Genomic DNA, 16,402 nt, shown 5'->3' with positions numbered 1-16,402 from the left:
TTCACGATTCCTGCTTGAGGCGCATAAAAGAGATCCTGCGAGCCGCGCCCTGGCGCGGGTCTCTCTTTGCGCCTTCCCCCTGGACCGGATCAGATACGAGAGATTTTCGGCCCCGCGACGCTCGGGAAAACAAGCGCAGCAGACCGCCCCGGCGGTCTGCTCAGCCAATCATGATAATGCCTGGACGGGGCTAAGCGGGCGTGCCCGTGTGCCCTGCCCTGTCAATAAATCAATGTGAGCCGCGCGCCCCGCGCGGATCTCCAAAACCTTCAGAAATTCCGAACGATGATGTTAGACAGCGTGTGCAGCTGAAACATGGCCCAACTGACCCGAACGTGCACAGATGGAGGTTATGAAGAACACAAGGAGAGCGCACAATGCAGTGACCATTCACTGCGCGTTGTTTGAACTGGTAAGATGCGGACTTTGCTGCCGTTTGACCTTGAAGAGTAAACGTCCGCTTTCAGCAAATCACCTTCACCGCATCGACAAACCGTGCGATCTCATCGTGCGTGTTGAAGTAGTGCACGGACGCTCGGACCATTGCCGGAAGGTTGCGGGCTTCGAAGTCCAGTCTGGCTCCGGTGACAGGAGCGACGGACACATTGATCCCTTGATCGCGAAGGCTGTCGGCAATTGCTTTGGATTCGACACCGTCTTTGGTGAATGTGACGATCCCGGATTTCTTTTGCCCCACGTCATGCACGGAAACGCCATTCACCGTTGATAGCTCGTCGCGCAGATCCTGCGCGAGCTTGGTTACGCAGTCCTCGATGTGAGACATCCCCACGGTACGGGCATATCGCACCGCTTCCATCAAACCAACGCGCCCCGCGACGAAGCTTTCCCAGTTCTGAAAACGCCTCGCGCCGTCCGCCAACTCGTATCCGTTTGTCTCGATCCAGGTCGCAGAGTGCAGATCAACAAATGGTGGGTCGATCTGGTCGAGAATTTCCTTTCGGACATAGAGGAAACCGGTTCCTCTTGGGCCGCGCAGGAACTTACGTCCCGTGCCGGAAAGCATGTCACATCCGATCTCGGAGACATCGACTCGAAGCTGACCAACAGACTGGCAAGCATCAAGCAGGTAGAGAACGCCGTGTGTCTTTGCGACCTTCCCGACTTCGGCAGCGGGGTTCACCAGCCCCCCTTGTGTCGGGACATGGGTGATTGCGATGAGCTTCGTTTGCGGTCCGATCATGCCGTCCAACGCTTCCACGTCGATCTGGCCGGAGGCATCAGACGGCACCAGATCAATCTCGAATCCGAGACGCCGAGACTGTTGCAGAAAGGCGAGGTAATTGGATGCGTATTCGGACTCGTGGGTGATTACCTTTTCGCCCGGTTTCAGGTTCAGCCCGTAGAAAACCATGTCCCAGGCCCGTGTTGCGTTCTCGATATAGGCGATCTCGTCGGGGCCGGCGTTCAGCAGCCCGGCAAACTCGGTGTAGAATGCCTGAATGTCATCCTGAGCGCGCCGTTCCGCCTCATAGCCGCCAACCTCGTTCTCGTCGCGCAGGACGCGCTGCAACGCATCGAAAACCGGTGCGGGCATCAACGATGAACCTGCGCTGTTGAAGTGTAGCACGTGCTGGCAGCCTGGAGTTTCCGAGCGGATTTTTTCAATTTCGATCATCATTTACCTGCTTTGATTTAATGGGTTGCCACGAGGCTGGACTGTGCGGCCTCGACAATCGCCATGAGACTTGGCGCGGTGGCATGTGGGATGGCTCCGCTACCGTCATCGGAGCGCTTTGAGCGTTTCACCCAAACACTCTTCATGCCAAACGCGGTGGCGGGCCGAGCCTCCCCGAGACCTTCTGCGATATGGATGATGCGGCCTGGGTCTTCATCCAGTTTGCGCAGGGCAGCCTCAAAAATCGGCCTGTCCGGCTTGTAGGTTGAGGTTTGTTGAGAGGTGATGACCTCATCAAAAGGCGCACTGATCTGGGTCAGCGTCTCGGCGATCAGATCGTCATCGACATTCGAGATAATCGCCAGGCGAAAGTGCTTTGCGAGCTGCGTCAGCGCCTCATTGGATTCCGCGAACACTGGCCAAGATGGGAGGGATTGTGGAAAGGCCTCGCTGAGTTCTGGGGGCGAGCTACCAAGCAGCTTTTCAGCGATGCGATCAGCAACATTTTGGAGCACCATGCTGTAGGGAAAAATCCCTTCGCGAATGACAAGCGCATCGAACTCCAGGAACAGGTCTATCAGCAGATCGTCGGATACGAGCTTGTCGGCAAAACCGTAGATGTGTCGCAGCGCCTTGGCGGCTCCGCCCTCCCAATCGACGAGCGTTCCATAGCAATCGAAGGTAAGTGTCGTTGGCCTGTTCTCGGCAAACAGTTCTTTCAAATCGTCCATGTCGCTGTCCTATTCCCTGAAATCCGGCTGTGTCCGCTCAAGGAGGCGCTTCATGCCGTCTAGATAACCGGGTTCGCCATTGCACTCTTCCCGGGCGAGCATCTCAGCGAATTTATCGCTCATGCGTTCGGTGCTGGTGTCACTGTACCCTAATTAATCAGATTCTGCGGATTCAGAACCTTTTAGGGCCAACTTGCACCTTTAATTGCAATATGCCCACAGGCTATGCTGCAGGCAGTTACTCAACGCTCTGTACTTCGTAGAACGGTGATATCCGTCGGCCTAGGACAAGGAGGGAACAGATTTTTCCACAAGTTCGACCGTCTGGTAATTAAGGGTGCCGTATTGCAATTAACGGTACAGTACGAAAATTAAGGGCACAAAGCCTCGTTGATATTGCAGGACAATTTCTGGGTGGATTCTGGTTAATTAGGGTACAGTGACAGCTGACGAATGCTTAAGCTGAGCCGATGACGCCTCTGGCCGAGCCAACCCACCGGCCCATCCGGCCTAACTCGAGAAGAGAAAATATCATGAACAAAGTTGACCTGATCAAAACAGTCGCCGCCGACACTGGCGAGACAAATGCAACCGTTGATGCGGTCTCAACTCTCTGGCGAACACCACATCAAAGGTCCTCGGTGAGGGCGATGAGGTGACCATCCCAGACATCGTCAAGCTGGGCACCAAGCTGCGCGCCGCCCGTACTGACCGAACTTGAAGAGGCCGCCGAACGTCTGCGTCGTGACTTCGACGCACCACGGCTCGCGGCTTTCGTTTTGCAAGCTGCTGAGCTTTATTCACGGCGCGGGATATTCCGCACGCGATACTGAGACGACGGAACACAGGCCGCGATGGGTTCTCGATGATTGGCGTCAGGGTGTACCGTCACATGTGTTCGCTTTGGTCATCCAAACCGAACCAGCTGTCATTTTTGCTCAAAGTAGTCCTTCACAAAAGCCTGTTGAACGTCCGCGATGAAGCACGCTCATTGATTTGGTTTATGTGCCAACCGTCTGTTGTGTCCTGCAACTCGGACTTAGGCCCTGAGCCCGAGAATGCCAATGGCTGAAATGGAAGCGAACCCAGACATCTCTATGGCAGTGGAACTAGCAGGACGTATTTAAACATAGCAAAAAACGCTAGCATAATTACCGCCCCGGCGCCCCAGTATAAGAAAACAGAGGATGTGTTCCAATTGTCATGGTTGGCGGCAATCAGTCCGCCTGCGAACGCAACCACCCCAGCGGGCAAAAAGCCAACGTAGGGCATCAAGAAACAGGTCAGCAGCATCGCAGTAACAAGCAAGAATCGACGCCACCAGACCCCAGAACCAAACCCTCCCTCATTTGAGGGTCGCAAGAAACGAATGATGAATGAAACGCCAGCTGTTATGATCAGGAGTATGGCGACAGTTATCGGAAACACTTGGCTGTCCCGGTCGGAATACCCAGTTGTGTCGTAAAGAGTTACGACGCCCGCGAAGACGAAGAAGGCAGATGTTAGAAGGGATCCAATCTGGCCCTGGGATTCTGAGGCATGCGTGCTCATTCTTCGGTCTCCACTGCGGCTTTGCGTTTCTTGCTGGCAAGGAGCAGCGGCAAGACCAAGGCCATCAAGGTAAATGCAATAATCCCCTGAGAAATCGGACGACCAAAGAACATGCCCGGTAAATCGTCGATCGCGGATCCAATGGTCCAGCCTTGCACAAACCCTTGTTCCGCGATTGGGCCAAGGATCAGCCCCAGTACGATCGGGGAAGCCTTGAAACCAAATCGGCCCACGATCCAGCCGAAAACGCCGAGGCAAATCATAATGACGACGTCGGAAACGCTGTTGCGAATTGCAAAGGTGCCGATGATCGTCATGAACGCAACAGTTGGGACGAGCACGGCCTTTGGGATCGTCACGATCGTTTTGTAGGCATAGCGTCCGATCAAAAGTCCGGCAGGCAGCATCAAGATGGTGGCGACAATCAAGCCATAGATGAACGTATAGACAATGGACCCGCTTTGGGTGAACATTGCGGGACCCGTACGCACACCCTGGATCAACAATGCCCCTAGTACGATGGCGTCCGGAGGTGTTCCGGGAATGCCAAGTACCAGCGTCGGAATGAAACCGCCGCCAACTGTCGCGTTATTGGCGGATTCAGTCGCCATTATCCCGTCGGGTTCGCCCTCTCCGAACTTTTGGCTTGGCTTGGCGGTGCGCTTTGCCTCCAAATAGGCAACCAGTCCTGCGACAGAACCGCCTGCTCCCGGTAAGATGCCCACCAGCGTGCCGATCACTGAAGAACGGATCAGGTTGAACTTGGACCTCATGGAGATCCTGAACGCCTCCACAATGCGCACCGAACGGACGTCTTCCTCGACCTTTAGGTGCCTGTCCGGCACCGCGACAAGGTCAATCAGAACGGGGATGCAATAAAGGCCGATCAGTGCACCAACCACGCCAAAACCGCCAATCAACGTCTGGCTGCCAAATGTCAGCCGAATATCGGCTGAAATCTCGGCCACACCGACGGTCGAAAGAATCATACCGAACGCGCCGCCCGCTAACCCTTTTGCAAGGTTGCCCTCTGACAGCGAAGCAATGAGCGACAGGCCAAATATTGACAGCCAGAAGTATTCAATTGGGCCAAAGGCCAAAGCGACCTTTGACAAAGGCGGCGCAAGAAACAACAACGCCAGCGCGCCGACCATACCCCCGACAACGGAAGCAAAGCAGGCGAGCGCAACGGCCAGATCGCCGTCGCCGCGCTTGGCCATCGGGTAGCCATCAAATGTCGTCGCAATAGCAGATGGCGTTCCGGGGGTATTCAGCAATATCGCAGCATATGCGCCGCCATAGATAGCGCCTGTATATATGGCCCCCAAAAGGATCAGCGCCGAAGCGGGCTCCATGCTGAAGGTGATCGGCACCAAAATTGCGAGTGCCATGGTTGCGGTTAGCCCTGGGATTGAGCCAACGATCGTCCCGGCGATTACGCCAAACAGCGCAAGACCAAAGTTGAACGGGGTCATGGCCGACAAAAAATGACCAAGTTCCATTGCGCGTCTCTCTATGGGCTAACCGCTAATGGTTTATTCGATCAGGCCCGCTTCACGCGCGTCATTCAAGTACTCTTCGGTCCGGGCGGCCATAAAATCAGCCATACCGCTCACGTCAACATCGAGAAGCGCAAAGCCACCATCCAGCATTTGCTGGCGAAACGCGGGATCGGCATTGATTTCACCGATCATATCCGACCACATCTGTGTGGTCTCTAGACTGGCCGTATTGGGCAAGGCAATCCCGCGGTAAGCACCGCCAACCATGTCATAGCCAAGTTCCTTGAACGTCGGCACATCAGGGAACAGCGGGTGACGCTCTTCCATAGCAACGGCCAACATGCGTACGGCGTCACCCTGTTTTGCGCCGACGGTGGTGTATCCCCATTGCGCTTTGACCTGACTGCCCAAAAGCGCAGTCGTTGATGCACCGGTTCCCTTGAATGGAACGTAAGTGGTCAACGCACCAGTCATTTTGTCGAACTTGATCTGTGCCAGATGGTTTGCCGAGGCTTTGCCCGAGCCCGACATCGTTACCTGACCAGGGTTCGCCTTGGCGTCTTCTACCAGGTCAGCCAGCGTTTGGTATGGGCTATCTGCATGCACAACAATTGCGTCGGGCGTGAAGTGGAACATGTAAAACGTGTTCAAACCGTCAGTCGTAAAGCCCACATCCTTCTGAGCTGGCTTGATCACGATATGAGGCAGGTTGACGCCCATGATAGTCTGGCCGTCACCGCTTAGTCCGTTGAGCGACGCCCAACCAACAGCACCGCCGCCGCCGGGCTGGTAGTTGATCACCATTTCTTGACCGAACTTGTTCTTGAAGAATGGCTGTTGAAGCCGTGCCGATATGTCGGACTCACCTCCGGGGCCAAACGGTATGACGTAGTTGACCGGGCCATTCAGCTCGGCGTGCGCAGTTGTACCCAGTGTTATGGAAAGTGCCATCGCAGCACCGGCCGTCAGGATTGATCTTCTCAGCATGTTTTCCTCCCTAATGCTTCGATCTTTTCTTTCGAATTTTATGCCAAGACCGCTTCCATGAAGCGGTGACGGATCACCACCGGGTCCAACGTGATGACAGGCAGCTTGATATTGCCGCTGTCGCACTTACATACAATGATAGTCATCTGATCATTATCGACGGCATCTTGCAGCACCGGGCCAAGGTCCTTGTCCTGGACCTCGATGACCGTTTCGCAGCCGCAAGCCTTAGCCACCGCAGCGAGGGACGTTTTCTGTCCAGCGTAGGTTGGCTGATCCCCGGTTGAACCATAAGATCCGTTATCAATGATCAACAAAGTATAGTTGTCCGTCGCATTATTGGCGATGGTGGGCAGCGCGCCGAGGTTGGTCAGCACAGAGCCGTCGCCGTCGATGGAAATCACCGGTTTGTCCTGCGCCAACGCCAGGCCAAATCCAATGGAAGACGACAGCCCCATAGTCCCCAGCATATAAAAGTTACGTGGGTTATCATCAATCATGTGCAGTTCCTGACTCGGAAGGCCGATGTTGCATACAACCAGATGCGGATTCAGGATGGGTGCGATTTCCTTCAGGATTTCAGAACGGATCATTGGTCGCCATAGCCTCCCCAGAAATTGGCATCTGTCAGGATTGCCACGGGTTTGTTGCACATGAAGGTATACTTCAAGATGTTGTCGAATTCCTCCACATCTCTTTGCCAGTGGAAGTGGTAGGTCGGGATGTTCAACTGGGCCAGCAGTGCTTTGGTGTGTACGGCCATCTCGACCTGGCAAGCCACAGGTTCACGCAGCTCACCCCGGTAAGAGATGATCATGGGCAATGGCATCCGGTAGAATTGCGTCAGCGTTGCCAGCGTGTTGATGGTGACGCCAATAGCGGTGTTTTGCATAATAATGGCAGGGCGTTTGCCTCCCATGAAGGCTCCGGCGCAAAGCCCCATCCCTTCGTCTTCTTTGTTCGAAGGGATGTGGAAGATATCCTCACGCTTTTCCACCTCATCGATCACACCTGCCAACTGTTTGCACGGCACAGTTGTGACGAATGAAACGTCATTGGCCACAAGGCCTTCTACGATTTTCTTGCTGATTGACACCCGGCACTCCCTATCAGTGGCTGCAGCATCCTCTAACTAAAGTTTTGATAGCGCGAGTCATAAATCTTTGCGCTTAAGTAAAATTTTGCTTTATCTGTTGGATGCCCTGCAGGCAGATCGAAGGACAGATACATTGACCATCGCATTGTTCAAAACACTGATCGCAATTTCTGAGAGCGGCAGCTTTCGCGGCGCTGCAGACATCGTCTGCTTAACCGATGCGGCGGTCGGGCAGCAAATGAGGCGTCTGGAAGACACGCTTGAGGCCAAGCTTTTCGATCGCTCGGAGCGTACGCCACGTCTCAATCAGTTGGGAAAAGCCTTCGTGCCAAAAGCTAAGGCCGTCGTGAAAGCCTATGAAACGGTGTTGGACGATCTGACTGGTGACCCGAGCATGATCGGCGAATTGGTCCTTGGTGCTGTGCCGTCAACAATGGGAGGCCTCATTCCGAAATCAGCGAAACGTTTGATCGGTCTCTTTCCTGATCTGCATCTGAGGATCATTCCGGACCTTTCTCCAAAGTTGCTGAAGCAGGTCGAACAAGGCAGCCTGGATACCGTTGTTCTGAGCAAACCAGCGCGTGTGCAGGACAACCTTAACTGGATGCCATTCTACGAGGAGAAGCTTGTACTTTTGACCTCACCGGAGGTTCTGGAGACCGACCCGATGCGGATCTTCGCAAACCAGCCCTACATCCGTCATACGCGCGCGGCATCGGTTGGGTTGATGGCCGAAGAATGGCTTGCGGCGCGGAAGATCAAGGTCAACGACACGATGGAAATGGGATCTCTTGAAAATCTGGCGAGCATGGTCGCGCACAACCTTGGTGTGTCTGTCGTTCCGGACATCTGCGTGCCTGATCCGGTTTTCCAGACCTTAAGAAAAGTCCCGCTTGGGCCTACAGCCCCCTCTCGGGTCTTGGGTCTATTGACGCGGAGTGATTGCTCCAAATTACGGCTTGTCCAAGAACTTCTGGCGCAGCTGCGCATTGTCGTCGCGCACCAAGGTATTGGCGCAGGTAGTAAAGTCAGCCTTTAGCAAAAACTAAAAAACTATGATTTGCTCAAATTTGTCTTCCCTTCAAGAATGTCTACAGCTCATTCACTGGGACACAAACGATGACCGAGACTTTCAATCGACCTAACGACGAATTGCTCTGCAGTTTGAAGCTCCTCCTTGGTCCAACGGGATGGAAATCGGGCACGGAAGAAACACGGCATTTTGAGGACCCGCGTGGCAGGTTTGAGGGCAAAGCCAGCCTTATCGTACTGCCCGAGACGACCGAACAAGTCGCTGAGATCGTTAAACTTTGCAACATCAACAAAGCAGGCATTATTCCCTTCAGCGGAGGGACAGGCGTGGTTGCGGGTCAGCTCTCGCCAACCAGCGATCATGCGATTGTTTTATCACTCGAGCGCATGAACAAAATCCGCAGCATCAATTTGGATGATAGTGTTTTAGTGGCTGAGGCCGGCTGCATTCTGGAAAACATCCATACCGCCGTCGCCGCACATGATCTAACGTTTCCTCTCAGTATGGCGTCAAAAGGTAGCTGCTGCATCGGCGGAAACTTGGCAACCAACGCAGGAGGAATTCAGGTCGTGCGCCACGGCAATGCCCGCGATCTTTGTCTGGGTGTTGAGGCTGTCTTGCCAGACGGCACAATCTACAGTGATCTCAGTCCCCTTCGCAAAGATAACACCGGTTATGACCTTCGCCACCTGTTGATCGGCAGCGAGGGTACATTGGGGGTCATTACTGCAGCGACCCTCATACTAAAACCCGTGGATCCGGAAACGACGACAGTTTTTTGTGCACTCGAGTCCCCCGCCGCAGCACTGGAATTGTTCAGGAGTGTTCGAATGCATCTGGGAGAAAGCATTTCCGCGCTAGAATTGATGAGCGGATTTGGCATGGAGCTTGTGAGATCACATTTCCCGTCTCTTGTTTCCCCTTTCGGCAAGACGCATGACTGGCATTTGTTGCTTGAAGCAAGTGGCCCTCATGGCATTGGTGTGCGGCTAGAAGAAACCTTGGAACGCTGTTTTGAAGAGGATCTGCTAACAGACGCGGTGATGGCGAAGTCGGACACACAGCGGCAAAACCTCTGGAACTTGCGCGAACATACACCCGAGGCGAACCGTTTGGCAGGCGCATTTTGCAACAGTGATACATCTGTGCCAATCAGTCAGGTCAACAGATTTATCGCAACCACTAAGGATAGCTTAGCGCAGATCCATTCGGACCTTCGGGTCAACACTTATGGCCACATCGGCGACGGCAATATCCATCACAATGTTCTACCGCCAGTGGACATACCCAGGACAGAATTCGTTGCAAACAACCCTGACATTGTCGATGCAGTTCGAATAGCCATCAACAAGGCAACTGAACAGTGCCAAGGTGCAATAAGCGCCGAGCATGGCATTGGCCGACTAAAGGCTCGCGATCTTGAAATGTTTGCGCGTCCTGGAAAACTTGATGCGTTGCGACACATCAAACGTGCTTTGGACCCCAACAACATTATGAATCCTGATGTCATTTTTTCGTCGTGTGCGCGCGACAAACATAGTTGGCGAAAACCAATGTGATGTTGCTGGAGCAGACGTAGAGTACAAGTATATGTCTAGGTCGTGTTAACAAAAGGGATTCACAGAGCCCGCTGATCGTGATTCAAGCCGGTATCTGCGATGGAGGCCAGCTTGGCAAGAAACCTAATGTCGGACGATGAGTGGGCGTTTTTTGAACGGTTCATCCTTGCGGTCCGTGCCCCAAACGGACGCAAACCGATCAACCACCGCCTTGTTCTTGATGGCGTTTTCTGGATTGCACGTACTGGTGCCCCATGGCGAGACTTGCCTGACGAGTTTGGGAAGTGGTCGAGTGTCTACCGACAGTTCCGACGCTGGACCCTCGCGGGGCTCTGGGAACAGATTTTGGAAACCTTGACCGAGAGCAGGATCGTTCCTGATGCCCTTCAAATGGTCGACAGTACCGTGGTTCGTGCCCATCATCAGGCAGCGGGCGCAAAAGGGGGACTCCGCGACAGGGTTTTGGCCGCTCAAAAGGCGGCTTCACGACCAAGATCCACCTCAGGGTAAATGCCGCCGGGCTGCCTATGAGAACTGACATCACACCCGGTCAGACATCGGATTATCTTGGATTCATGGACGACAACCTGCCAGAGCCAGTCGTGCTGCTAGCCGACAAAGGTTACGACGCCGACCGTATTCGCGCCGAACTGCACAACCGAAGCATTCGACCGGTGATCCCAATGCGAAAGTCCCGAAAAAGGCGCATTGGTTTGGATTGGCATCTCTACCGGCTGAGAAACCTGGTCGAGAGATGCTTCAACAAACTGAAGAATGCTCGGCGTGTGGCAACCCGCTATGATAAGACAGCCGAAAGCTTCCTTGGCTTCGTAGATATCATTTCGATCCGCCTCTGGATCCGCCATTTGTCAACATGACCTAGCATCAAAGAGGTCGCAGCATTTACTGGTCTTTGAAGGCTGTCATCCAGCCTAGTCCCGCCAAAGTCTCGCCTTGACGAGGTTTGTATTCTGCACCGATCGGCCTGTGCCAACCCTCGCCCTCCAGCCAGCGGCAAAGCCAGAGGAGGTCAACCTCCCCCTGCCCCGGCTCGCCCCGGTCTGGGGCCGAGGCGATCTGGATATGTCCGATCCGGTCCCGATGCACAGTGAACTGACCGGTCAGATCCCCCCGCATGATTTGCGTGTGATATAGGTCATACATGATCCTCAGATTGGCCTGCCCCAGATCGTCGATGATCCGCGCCGCATGGTCCATATGCACCAGATGATAGCCCGGGACGTCACGGTAGTTCAGCGGCTCGATCAGGATCGTCAGATCCGGCGCGGTGGCGCAGGCATAGGACAGAGCCTCGCGAAAACAGGCCTCCGCCTCCGCGTCGCCATCCGTGCGACCGGCCATCACATGCACCGCCCCGCAGCCAATCTTGCGCGCATAGGCAATCGCCTGATCTATTGCAGCCCGCGCCTCCTCGCGTCTGTCCGGCAAGGCGCACAGCCCGAAATCCCCGCCGGCGCGGTCGCCGAGCCAAGTGTTCAGGCCCAGCATCGGCAGGCCTGTCTCCTTCAGGGCGGCTGACACCTCCGCCTCAGGCTGATCAAACGGGAAATGACATTCCACAGCGTCGAAACCCTGCGCCTTGGCGGTGCGGATTGCCTCCGGCAAAGACAAGTCAGTGAACAGAAACCCCAGATTAGCCGATAGCCACATCAGCCCCACTCCACCCCATAATACCGCACCAGATCCATCACCTGTGCATCGGTCATGCCTCTTGGGTTTGCGTGTCGCAATAACATCGCGAGCTTGGCACCCTCCTCGAGCTCCTCAATCGCATAGACCGTTGCCTCCAGCTCTTTACCCGCTACGATCGGGCCGTGATTAGCCAGGACAACAGCGCTACGCTTGCCGGCAAGACTTCGTACTGCTTCGCCCATTTCCGGATCGCCCGGGCGGAAGAATGGCAAGCGCTTGACCTTGCCGAGCTGCATGATTGGATATGCGGTGAGCGGAGGCAGCATGTTATCTTCGTCCACATCCGGCAGCATCGACAAGGCGGTAGAATGCGTGGAATGCAGATGCACCACGGCACCCGCGCTTTTCCGAGTCTCGTAGAACGCCGTGTGAAGCGGCATCTCTTTCGTGGGCTTGTCACCGGCCACATGGCGGCCTGCGGCATCGAACCGCGACAGACGCGCCGGATCGAGCCGTCCGAAACTCGCCCCTGTTGGCGTAACCAGCAGACCACCATCCTCGGTCCGGACCGAGACGTTGCCCGACGCACCGCCCGTCAGACCACGGTCAAACATTGACTTGGCCCAGAAACAGATATCCTCGCGCAGCTTGGCCTCGCTCATGGTGTACCCTCCAGCACGGTGGCAGCTTTGGTAAAGAAATCCTCACCCCCGAAATTCCCCGATTTCAGTGCCAGCACCAGATTGTCCGACGCACGCACGGCCGGCACACCGGGCGCGATCTCCGGCCCAATTGACAACGCCTTCAGCCCCAGCCCTTCGACCACCGCCCCCGAAGTCTCACCCCCGCCGTGATCAGCCGCCGAACCCCATGCGCGGTCAATTCTCGTGCTGTAGCGGCAAAGAACTCCTCCAGCGCGCGCGCCACCCGCTCTGTGCCGTGTCGTTCCTGAATGCCGCGCACAATATCCGGATCGGCAGAGGAATAGGCCAGCGGCAGACCTTCCTGCACGGCCAGCCACCTTGCCAGTCCGTTCGGCGTCAGACGACCGTCCAGTACATCCTCTACCGCGATCTCCCGTGCTGGGTGTTCTGCCTTATGACGGGCCACCTGCGCGCGTGTCGCGATAGAGCAGGAGCCCGAGAGAACCGCGGCCTTGCCCTCCTCGCCACGCCAAGCGTTGACGGCTTCGCCAATCTCGCCGCGTGCGCGGAAATTGGCAGGAAGGCCTAGGGCAATCCCCGACCCTCCGGTAATCAGCACGTCGTCGGCCAGCGCGGCACCCAGCGTCATCAGATCGGTGTCCGTAATCGCATCCGCGACGACAAACCGCCGCCCCGCCGCTTGCTCCATCTCCATTGCTGCAAGGACGGCCTCCGCCCCGTCCGCGACGCGGGCCAGCGGGACATGGCCAACCTCTATCTTGCTCTGCGCTGCTAGAATACGACGTAGATCTGGGTCGGTCATGGGTGTCAGGGGATGGTTCTGCATCCCACTTTCCGACAGCAAGCGGTCCCCGACGAAAAGATGCCCCTGAAACACCATTCTGCCGGTGCTGGGAAAAGCCGGGCAAAACACCGCCCTCGGCGCGTCCAAAGCCTCTGCAAGCGCCTCTGCCACTGGGCCGATATTACCTTCCGCCGTACTGTCGAAGGTGGAACAATACTTGAATAGAAATTGCGTGCACCCCTGCCCTTTCAGCCAATCCAGCGCCTCGAGCGATCGCCTGACCGCCTCTTTCACTGGTATTGACCGGGATTTGAGCGCCACGACCCCCGCCTCCATTTCCGCGTCCGCGGGACCATCTGGCACGCCCACATAAACAGCGCTACCCATGCCTTGCCGCATCAGCGTATTAGCAAGATCCGAGGACCCCGTGAAATCGTCCCCGATACATCCCAGCTTCACGTCATTCTCCCGGTAGTTTCAGTCCCGCCCTCTCAGCGTAGAATTTGGCAATCGCTGCGTCATCCTCCTGGGCGAGACCCGCCTCTGCGGCCTCCCGGAACTGACCCAGCGCGCGTTGCGCAACCGGGAGGTCCAGCCCCATCGCACTTGCGGCTTCGGTGACGATGCCCAGATCCTTGGGCCAGATGGCCACTGTCGACAGCGGCGTGTAATCGCCCTCCACCACATGCGGGGCACGGTTCTCGAACATCCAGCTGTTGCCCGCCGAGACTAAGATGACTCTCAGGATATCCTCTGGTTTCAAGCCCTGTGCGACGCCGAAGGTCATTGCCTCGGCCATTGCCGCGATATGCGTGCCCGCCAGCAACTGATTGACCGACTTCATCGCCGATCCTGTCCCCGCCTCAGGACCCAGCGCATGCACCGTCTCCGCCATCGCATCAAGCGCTGGTCTGGCCTTGGCAAAGGCCTCCTCATCGCCCGACGCCATGATCGATAGACGGCCCTCAACCGCCTTGGTCGCTCCGCCCGAGATGGGCGCGTCGAGATAGAAAAGACCCAGCTCCGCTGCGGTCGCCGCATAACGCCTGGCATCCGCCGCCGGGATCGTCGCAGAAGAGATCACAACACCCCCCTCGGCCAACTTACCAGCCCATCCCTCGGACCCAAAGAGCGCCGTTTCGGTCTGGGCGGTGTTCAGAACCACACTGACCAGGATCTCCACCCTCGGCGCACTTTCTACCGTCAGCGCCACGCCACCCGCGGCGCGCAAAGCCCTGACCGCATCCGGTCGCGGATCAAAGCCCAGCACCTCATGGCCAGCCCGCAGACACGATAACGCCATGCCCATCCCCATAGAGCCCAGACCAAGAACCGCAATCACCGCCATATCTATCTCTCCACTAGTAGTTCGACCGGCCCAAGTGCAATCATCGGCACGTAGGTGATCAGCATCAGGCACCCAAAGACGACCAGCACAAACCAGATGAGCTGCGGAATGATCCGCTCCACCGGGATACCAGCCACCGCACAGGCCGCGAAGAGGTTCACGCCCAGTGGCGGAGTGATCATCCCCAGGGCTAGGTTCACCACCACGATCAGCCCGAAATGCACCGGATCTACGCCATATGCGATGGCAATGGGCGCAAGGATCGGCGCCAGCACAAGGATCGCGGCAGAGGTTTCGATAAACATGCCGACAAGCAACAGGAGCAGATTGACGACCAGCAGGAAGGCAAATCGGGTCTCGAATACCGCGTTGAACCAAACCGCAATGTCGTTCGGCAATCCAGACCGAGTGATCAGAAAGGAAAAGAGCGCCGCGGCCGAGATGATCAGCATGATCGCCGTAGACGACACCACCGTCCGTTTCAGGATGTTTGGCAGCGCGCGCAGCGGCAATTCGCGATAGAAGACGAGACTGACCAGTATGGCCGCGGCCACCGCGGCCGCGCTTGCCTCTGTGGGTGTGAAAACACCGGAATAGATCCCTCCGATAATAACAAACGGCACCAGCATCGCTGGCAAGGCCGCGATGGTCGCGGCGCGCAGCGAGGGGCGGTCTTTCCCGTCCTCCAGACCCAGGCCCCGCGCACGGCAGATTAGGATCACCGTCAGCATCAGCGCGCCAGCCACCAGCAGGCCCGGCCCAATGCCCGCAATGAACAGTTGCTCGATCGAGGTGTTGGTCGACACGCCGTAAAGGATCAGCGGGATCGATGGCGGGATCAACACGCCCAGTTCAGCAGAGCTGGCCTGGACGGAGGCCGCCAACGGCTTGGGATACCCATGCCGTGCCATGGCGGGGATCAGGATCGCGCCAATAGCGAAGGTCGTGGCGACTGACGAGCCCGAAACGGAGGCGAACATCATGCAGGTCAGCACGCAGGAACAGGCCAGCCCGCCCTGCATGCCGCCCACCAACGCCTTTGCCAGATCCACCAGCCTGCGTGAAATGCCACCTGCGCTCATTAAGTTGCCAGCAAGGATAAACAGCGGGATCGCCATGAGTGGGAAACTGTCGATGCCCGCGAACATACGTTGAGCGACCAGAAGCAGAGGCAAACTTCCATGTGCTTCGATGCCCACAATGGCGGCCAGACCAATCGCGACCGCAATCGGAACCCCTATCAGGAAGAAGACTGCCAGTGAAATGGCAATGGCAGCATTCATCGCTCTGCCTCTTGGTCCAAGATCGGCTCTGTTGCAGCCGCGCTGGAGCCCGCCAGCCAAGCGCGCAATGAACAGCCCAGGATCGCGATGATGGCGAACACCGCCCCAACCGGCAGGGCCGCGTAGACCCAAGCGATGGACACCTCAAGGGCGGCAAGCGTCTGGCGTGCGACACGCTCCGTCATGCCCCAGCCCTGCCAGAACAGGATTGCAAAGAACGTTAAGGACAGCGCGTTGGCCCCAAGGTAGAGCCATAGCCCTAGCTGCCCGGGCAATGCCCTCTGTACGATCTCCATCGCGATCATCGACCCGTGCCGGTATGTGGCAGCAACGCCCAGAAAAACCGACCATATCATAGCCGACCGGGTGATTACCTCCGACCAGGTTGAGGGCACACCGATCACAAAGCGAGTGGTCACCTGCCACATCGCAAGCGCCGCGGCGATAATCAGAAAGAGGATGGCCAGCGTGAGTGCAAACCACGTGCTCCAGCGCTCAAACTTGAGAAAAAGGGTCATTTTTTTGCACTCTTTCAGAGGCTGCAACCGCCCAAGAGAACCCTGCGGGCCCAGGA

General features: G+C 56.6%; 15 protein-coding genes and 1 pseudogene. 3 read left to right on the top strand and 13 right to left on the bottom strand.

Features of this window, described 5'->3' with window-relative positions; genetic code table 11:
• Positions 1-463 precede the first annotated feature (463 nt).
• The 7 genes from ACR3ES_RS04000 to comD form a co-directional block, all read right to left on the bottom strand.
• Positions 464-1,636: an aminotransferase class V-fold PLP-dependent enzyme gene (locus tag ACR3ES_RS04000; RefSeq protein WP_170437208.1), complete on the bottom strand. Its 1,173-nt coding sequence runs from the start codon at positions 1,634-1,636 to the stop codon at positions 464-466.
• 17 nt (positions 1,637-1,653) lie between these two features.
• Positions 1,654-2,367 (bottom strand): HAD-IA family hydrolase, encoded by a 714-nt coding sequence (locus tag ACR3ES_RS03995; protein ID WP_170437210.1) that lies wholly within the window; start codon positions 2,365-2,367, stop codon positions 1,654-1,656.
• Between the two features lie 1,095 nt (positions 2,368-3,462).
• Positions 3,463-3,918 carry a tripartite tricarboxylate transporter TctB family protein gene (locus tag ACR3ES_RS03990; RefSeq protein WP_170437212.1) on the bottom strand — a complete coding sequence of 152 codons (456 nt, stop codon included), beginning with the start codon at positions 3,916-3,918 and terminating at the stop codon, positions 3,463-3,465.
• Positions 3,915-5,420 (bottom strand): tripartite tricarboxylate transporter permease, encoded by a 1,506-nt coding sequence (locus ACR3ES_RS03985; RefSeq protein ID WP_170437214.1) that lies wholly within the window; start codon positions 5,418-5,420, stop codon positions 3,915-3,917. Before ACR3ES_RS03985 ends, ACR3ES_RS03990 begins: the two co-directional genes overlap by 4 nt.
• A 33-nt stretch (positions 5,421-5,453) precedes the next feature.
• Positions 5,454-6,407 (bottom strand): tripartite tricarboxylate transporter substrate binding protein, encoded by a 954-nt coding sequence (locus tag ACR3ES_RS03980; RefSeq protein WP_170437216.1) that lies wholly within the window; start codon positions 6,405-6,407, stop codon positions 5,454-5,456.
• Positions 6,408-6,445: 38 nt separating this feature from the next.
• The gene (comE, locus tag ACR3ES_RS03975) at positions 6,446-7,000 is read right to left on the bottom strand and encodes a sulfopyruvate decarboxylase subunit beta (protein WP_170437218.1); all 555 of its coding nucleotides are present in this window, start codon (positions 6,998-7,000) and stop codon (positions 6,446-6,448) included.
• A complete protein-coding gene (comD, locus tag ACR3ES_RS03970; RefSeq protein ID WP_170437220.1) occupies positions 6,997-7,503 on the bottom strand; it encodes a sulfopyruvate decarboxylase subunit alpha in 507 nt (168 codons plus the stop codon). The genes comE and comD overlap by 4 nt, the downstream gene beginning before the upstream one ends.
• A gap of 133 nt (positions 7,504-7,636) precedes the next feature.
• Here comD and ACR3ES_RS03965 point away from each other — a divergent pair, with 133 nt between their 5' ends.
• The 3 genes from ACR3ES_RS03965 to ACR3ES_RS03955 all read left to right on the top strand — a co-directional run bounded on the left by ACR3ES_RS03965 (position 7,637) and on the right by ACR3ES_RS03955 (position 10,973).
• Positions 7,637-8,542 carry a LysR substrate-binding domain-containing protein gene (locus ACR3ES_RS03965; RefSeq protein ID WP_170437222.1) on the top strand — a complete coding sequence of 302 codons (906 nt, stop codon included), beginning with the start codon at positions 7,637-7,639 and terminating at the stop codon, positions 8,540-8,542.
• A gap of 80 nt (positions 8,543-8,622) precedes the next feature.
• Complete coding sequence (locus ACR3ES_RS03960; RefSeq protein WP_170437224.1) at positions 8,623-10,095, top strand: FAD-binding oxidoreductase; 1,473 nt, start codon at positions 8,623-8,625, stop codon at positions 10,093-10,095.
• A gap of 99 nt (positions 10,096-10,194) precedes the next feature.
• Positions 10,195-10,973 (top strand): IS5 family transposase gene (locus tag ACR3ES_RS03955; protein ID WP_170437226.1). Its coding sequence is split into 2 segments (ribosomal slippage): positions 10,195-10,531 and positions 10,531-10,973, totalling 780 coding nucleotides; the frame shifts between segments, so codons are not numbered across the junction.
• Between the two features lie 25 nt (positions 10,974-10,998).
• On the opposite strand, the gene ACR3ES_RS03950 is transcribed toward ACR3ES_RS03955, so the two are convergent.
• The 6 genes and pseudogenes from ACR3ES_RS03950 to ACR3ES_RS03925 form a co-directional block, all read right to left on the bottom strand.
• The gene (locus ACR3ES_RS03950) at positions 10,999-11,766 is read right to left on the bottom strand and encodes a TIM barrel protein (protein WP_170437228.1); all 768 of its coding nucleotides are present in this window, start codon (positions 11,764-11,766) and stop codon (positions 10,999-11,001) included.
• Positions 11,766-12,410, bottom strand: a complete 645-nt coding sequence (otnC, locus tag ACR3ES_RS03945) for a 3-oxo-tetronate 4-phosphate decarboxylase (protein ID WP_170437230.1) — start codon at positions 12,408-12,410, stop codon at positions 11,766-11,768. Before otnC ends, ACR3ES_RS03950 begins: the two co-directional genes overlap by 1 nt.
• Positions 12,407-13,596 (bottom strand): annotated as a pseudogene (gene otnK / locus ACR3ES_RS03940) (3-oxo-tetronate kinase). Before otnK ends, otnC begins: the two are co-directional and overlap by 4 nt.
• A 61-nt stretch (positions 13,597-13,657) precedes the next feature.
• Positions 13,658-14,545, bottom strand: a complete 888-nt coding sequence (ltnD, locus tag ACR3ES_RS03935; RefSeq protein ID WP_170437235.1) for an L-threonate dehydrogenase — start codon at positions 14,543-14,545, stop codon at positions 13,658-13,660.
• A gap of 2 nt (positions 14,546-14,547) precedes the next feature.
• The gene (locus ACR3ES_RS03930; RefSeq protein ID WP_170437237.1) at positions 14,548-15,828 is read right to left on the bottom strand and encodes a TRAP transporter large permease; all 1,281 of its coding nucleotides are present in this window, start codon (positions 15,826-15,828) and stop codon (positions 14,548-14,550) included.
• Positions 15,825-16,346 (bottom strand): TRAP transporter small permease, encoded by a 522-nt coding sequence (locus ACR3ES_RS03925; RefSeq protein WP_170437239.1) that lies wholly within the window; start codon positions 16,344-16,346, stop codon positions 15,825-15,827. Before ACR3ES_RS03925 ends, ACR3ES_RS03930 begins: the two co-directional genes overlap by 4 nt.
• Positions 16,347-16,402 lie beyond the last annotated feature (56 nt).

Source organism: Ruegeria sp. B1 (assembly GCF_056535885.1).
This window is presented reverse-complemented; position numbering and strand designations above follow the sequence as displayed.

What these genes read in the sequence shown, in the direction of transcription:
- ACR3ES_RS04000 (WP_170437208.1), bottom strand. Translation starts at nt 1,636, where the DNA reads ATGATCGAAATTGAAAAAATCCGCTCGGAAACTCCAGGCTGCCAGCAC.
- ACR3ES_RS03995 (WP_170437210.1), bottom strand. Translation starts at nt 2,367, where the DNA reads ATGGACGATTTGAAAGAACTGTTTGCCGAGAACAGGCCAACGACACTT.
- ACR3ES_RS03990 (WP_170437212.1), bottom strand. Translation starts at nt 3,918, where the DNA reads ATGAGCACGCATGCCTCAGAATCCCAGGGCCAGATTGGATCCCTTCTA.
- ACR3ES_RS03985 (WP_170437214.1), bottom strand. Translation starts at nt 5,420, where the DNA reads ATGGAACTTGGTCATTTTTTGTCGGCCATGACCCCGTTCAACTTTGGT.
- ACR3ES_RS03980 (WP_170437216.1), bottom strand. Translation starts at nt 6,407, where the DNA reads ATGCTGAGAAGATCAATCCTGACGGCCGGTGCTGCGATGGCACTTTCC.
- comE (WP_170437218.1), bottom strand. Translation starts at nt 7,000, where the DNA reads ATGATCCGTTCTGAAATCCTGAAGGAAATCGCACCCATCCTGAATCCG.
- ACR3ES_RS03960 (WP_170437224.1), top strand. Translation starts at nt 8,623, where the DNA reads ATGACCGAGACTTTCAATCGACCTAACGACGAATTGCTCTGCAGTTTG.
- ACR3ES_RS03950 (WP_170437228.1), bottom strand. Translation starts at nt 11,766, where the DNA reads ATGTGGCTATCGGCTAATCTGGGGTTTCTGTTCACTGACTTGTCTTTG.
- otnC (WP_170437230.1), bottom strand. Translation starts at nt 12,410, where the DNA reads ATGAGCGAGGCCAAGCTGCGCGAGGATATCTGTTTCTGGGCCAAGTCA.
- ltnD (WP_170437235.1), bottom strand. Translation starts at nt 14,545, where the DNA reads ATGGCGGTGATTGCGGTTCTTGGTCTGGGCTCTATGGGGATGGGCATG.
- ACR3ES_RS03930 (WP_170437237.1), bottom strand. Translation starts at nt 15,828, where the DNA reads ATGAATGCTGCCATTGCCATTTCACTGGCAGTCTTCTTCCTGATAGGG.
- ACR3ES_RS03925 (WP_170437239.1), bottom strand. Translation starts at nt 16,346, where the DNA reads ATGACCCTTTTTCTCAAGTTTGAGCGCTGGAGCACGTGGTTTGCACTC.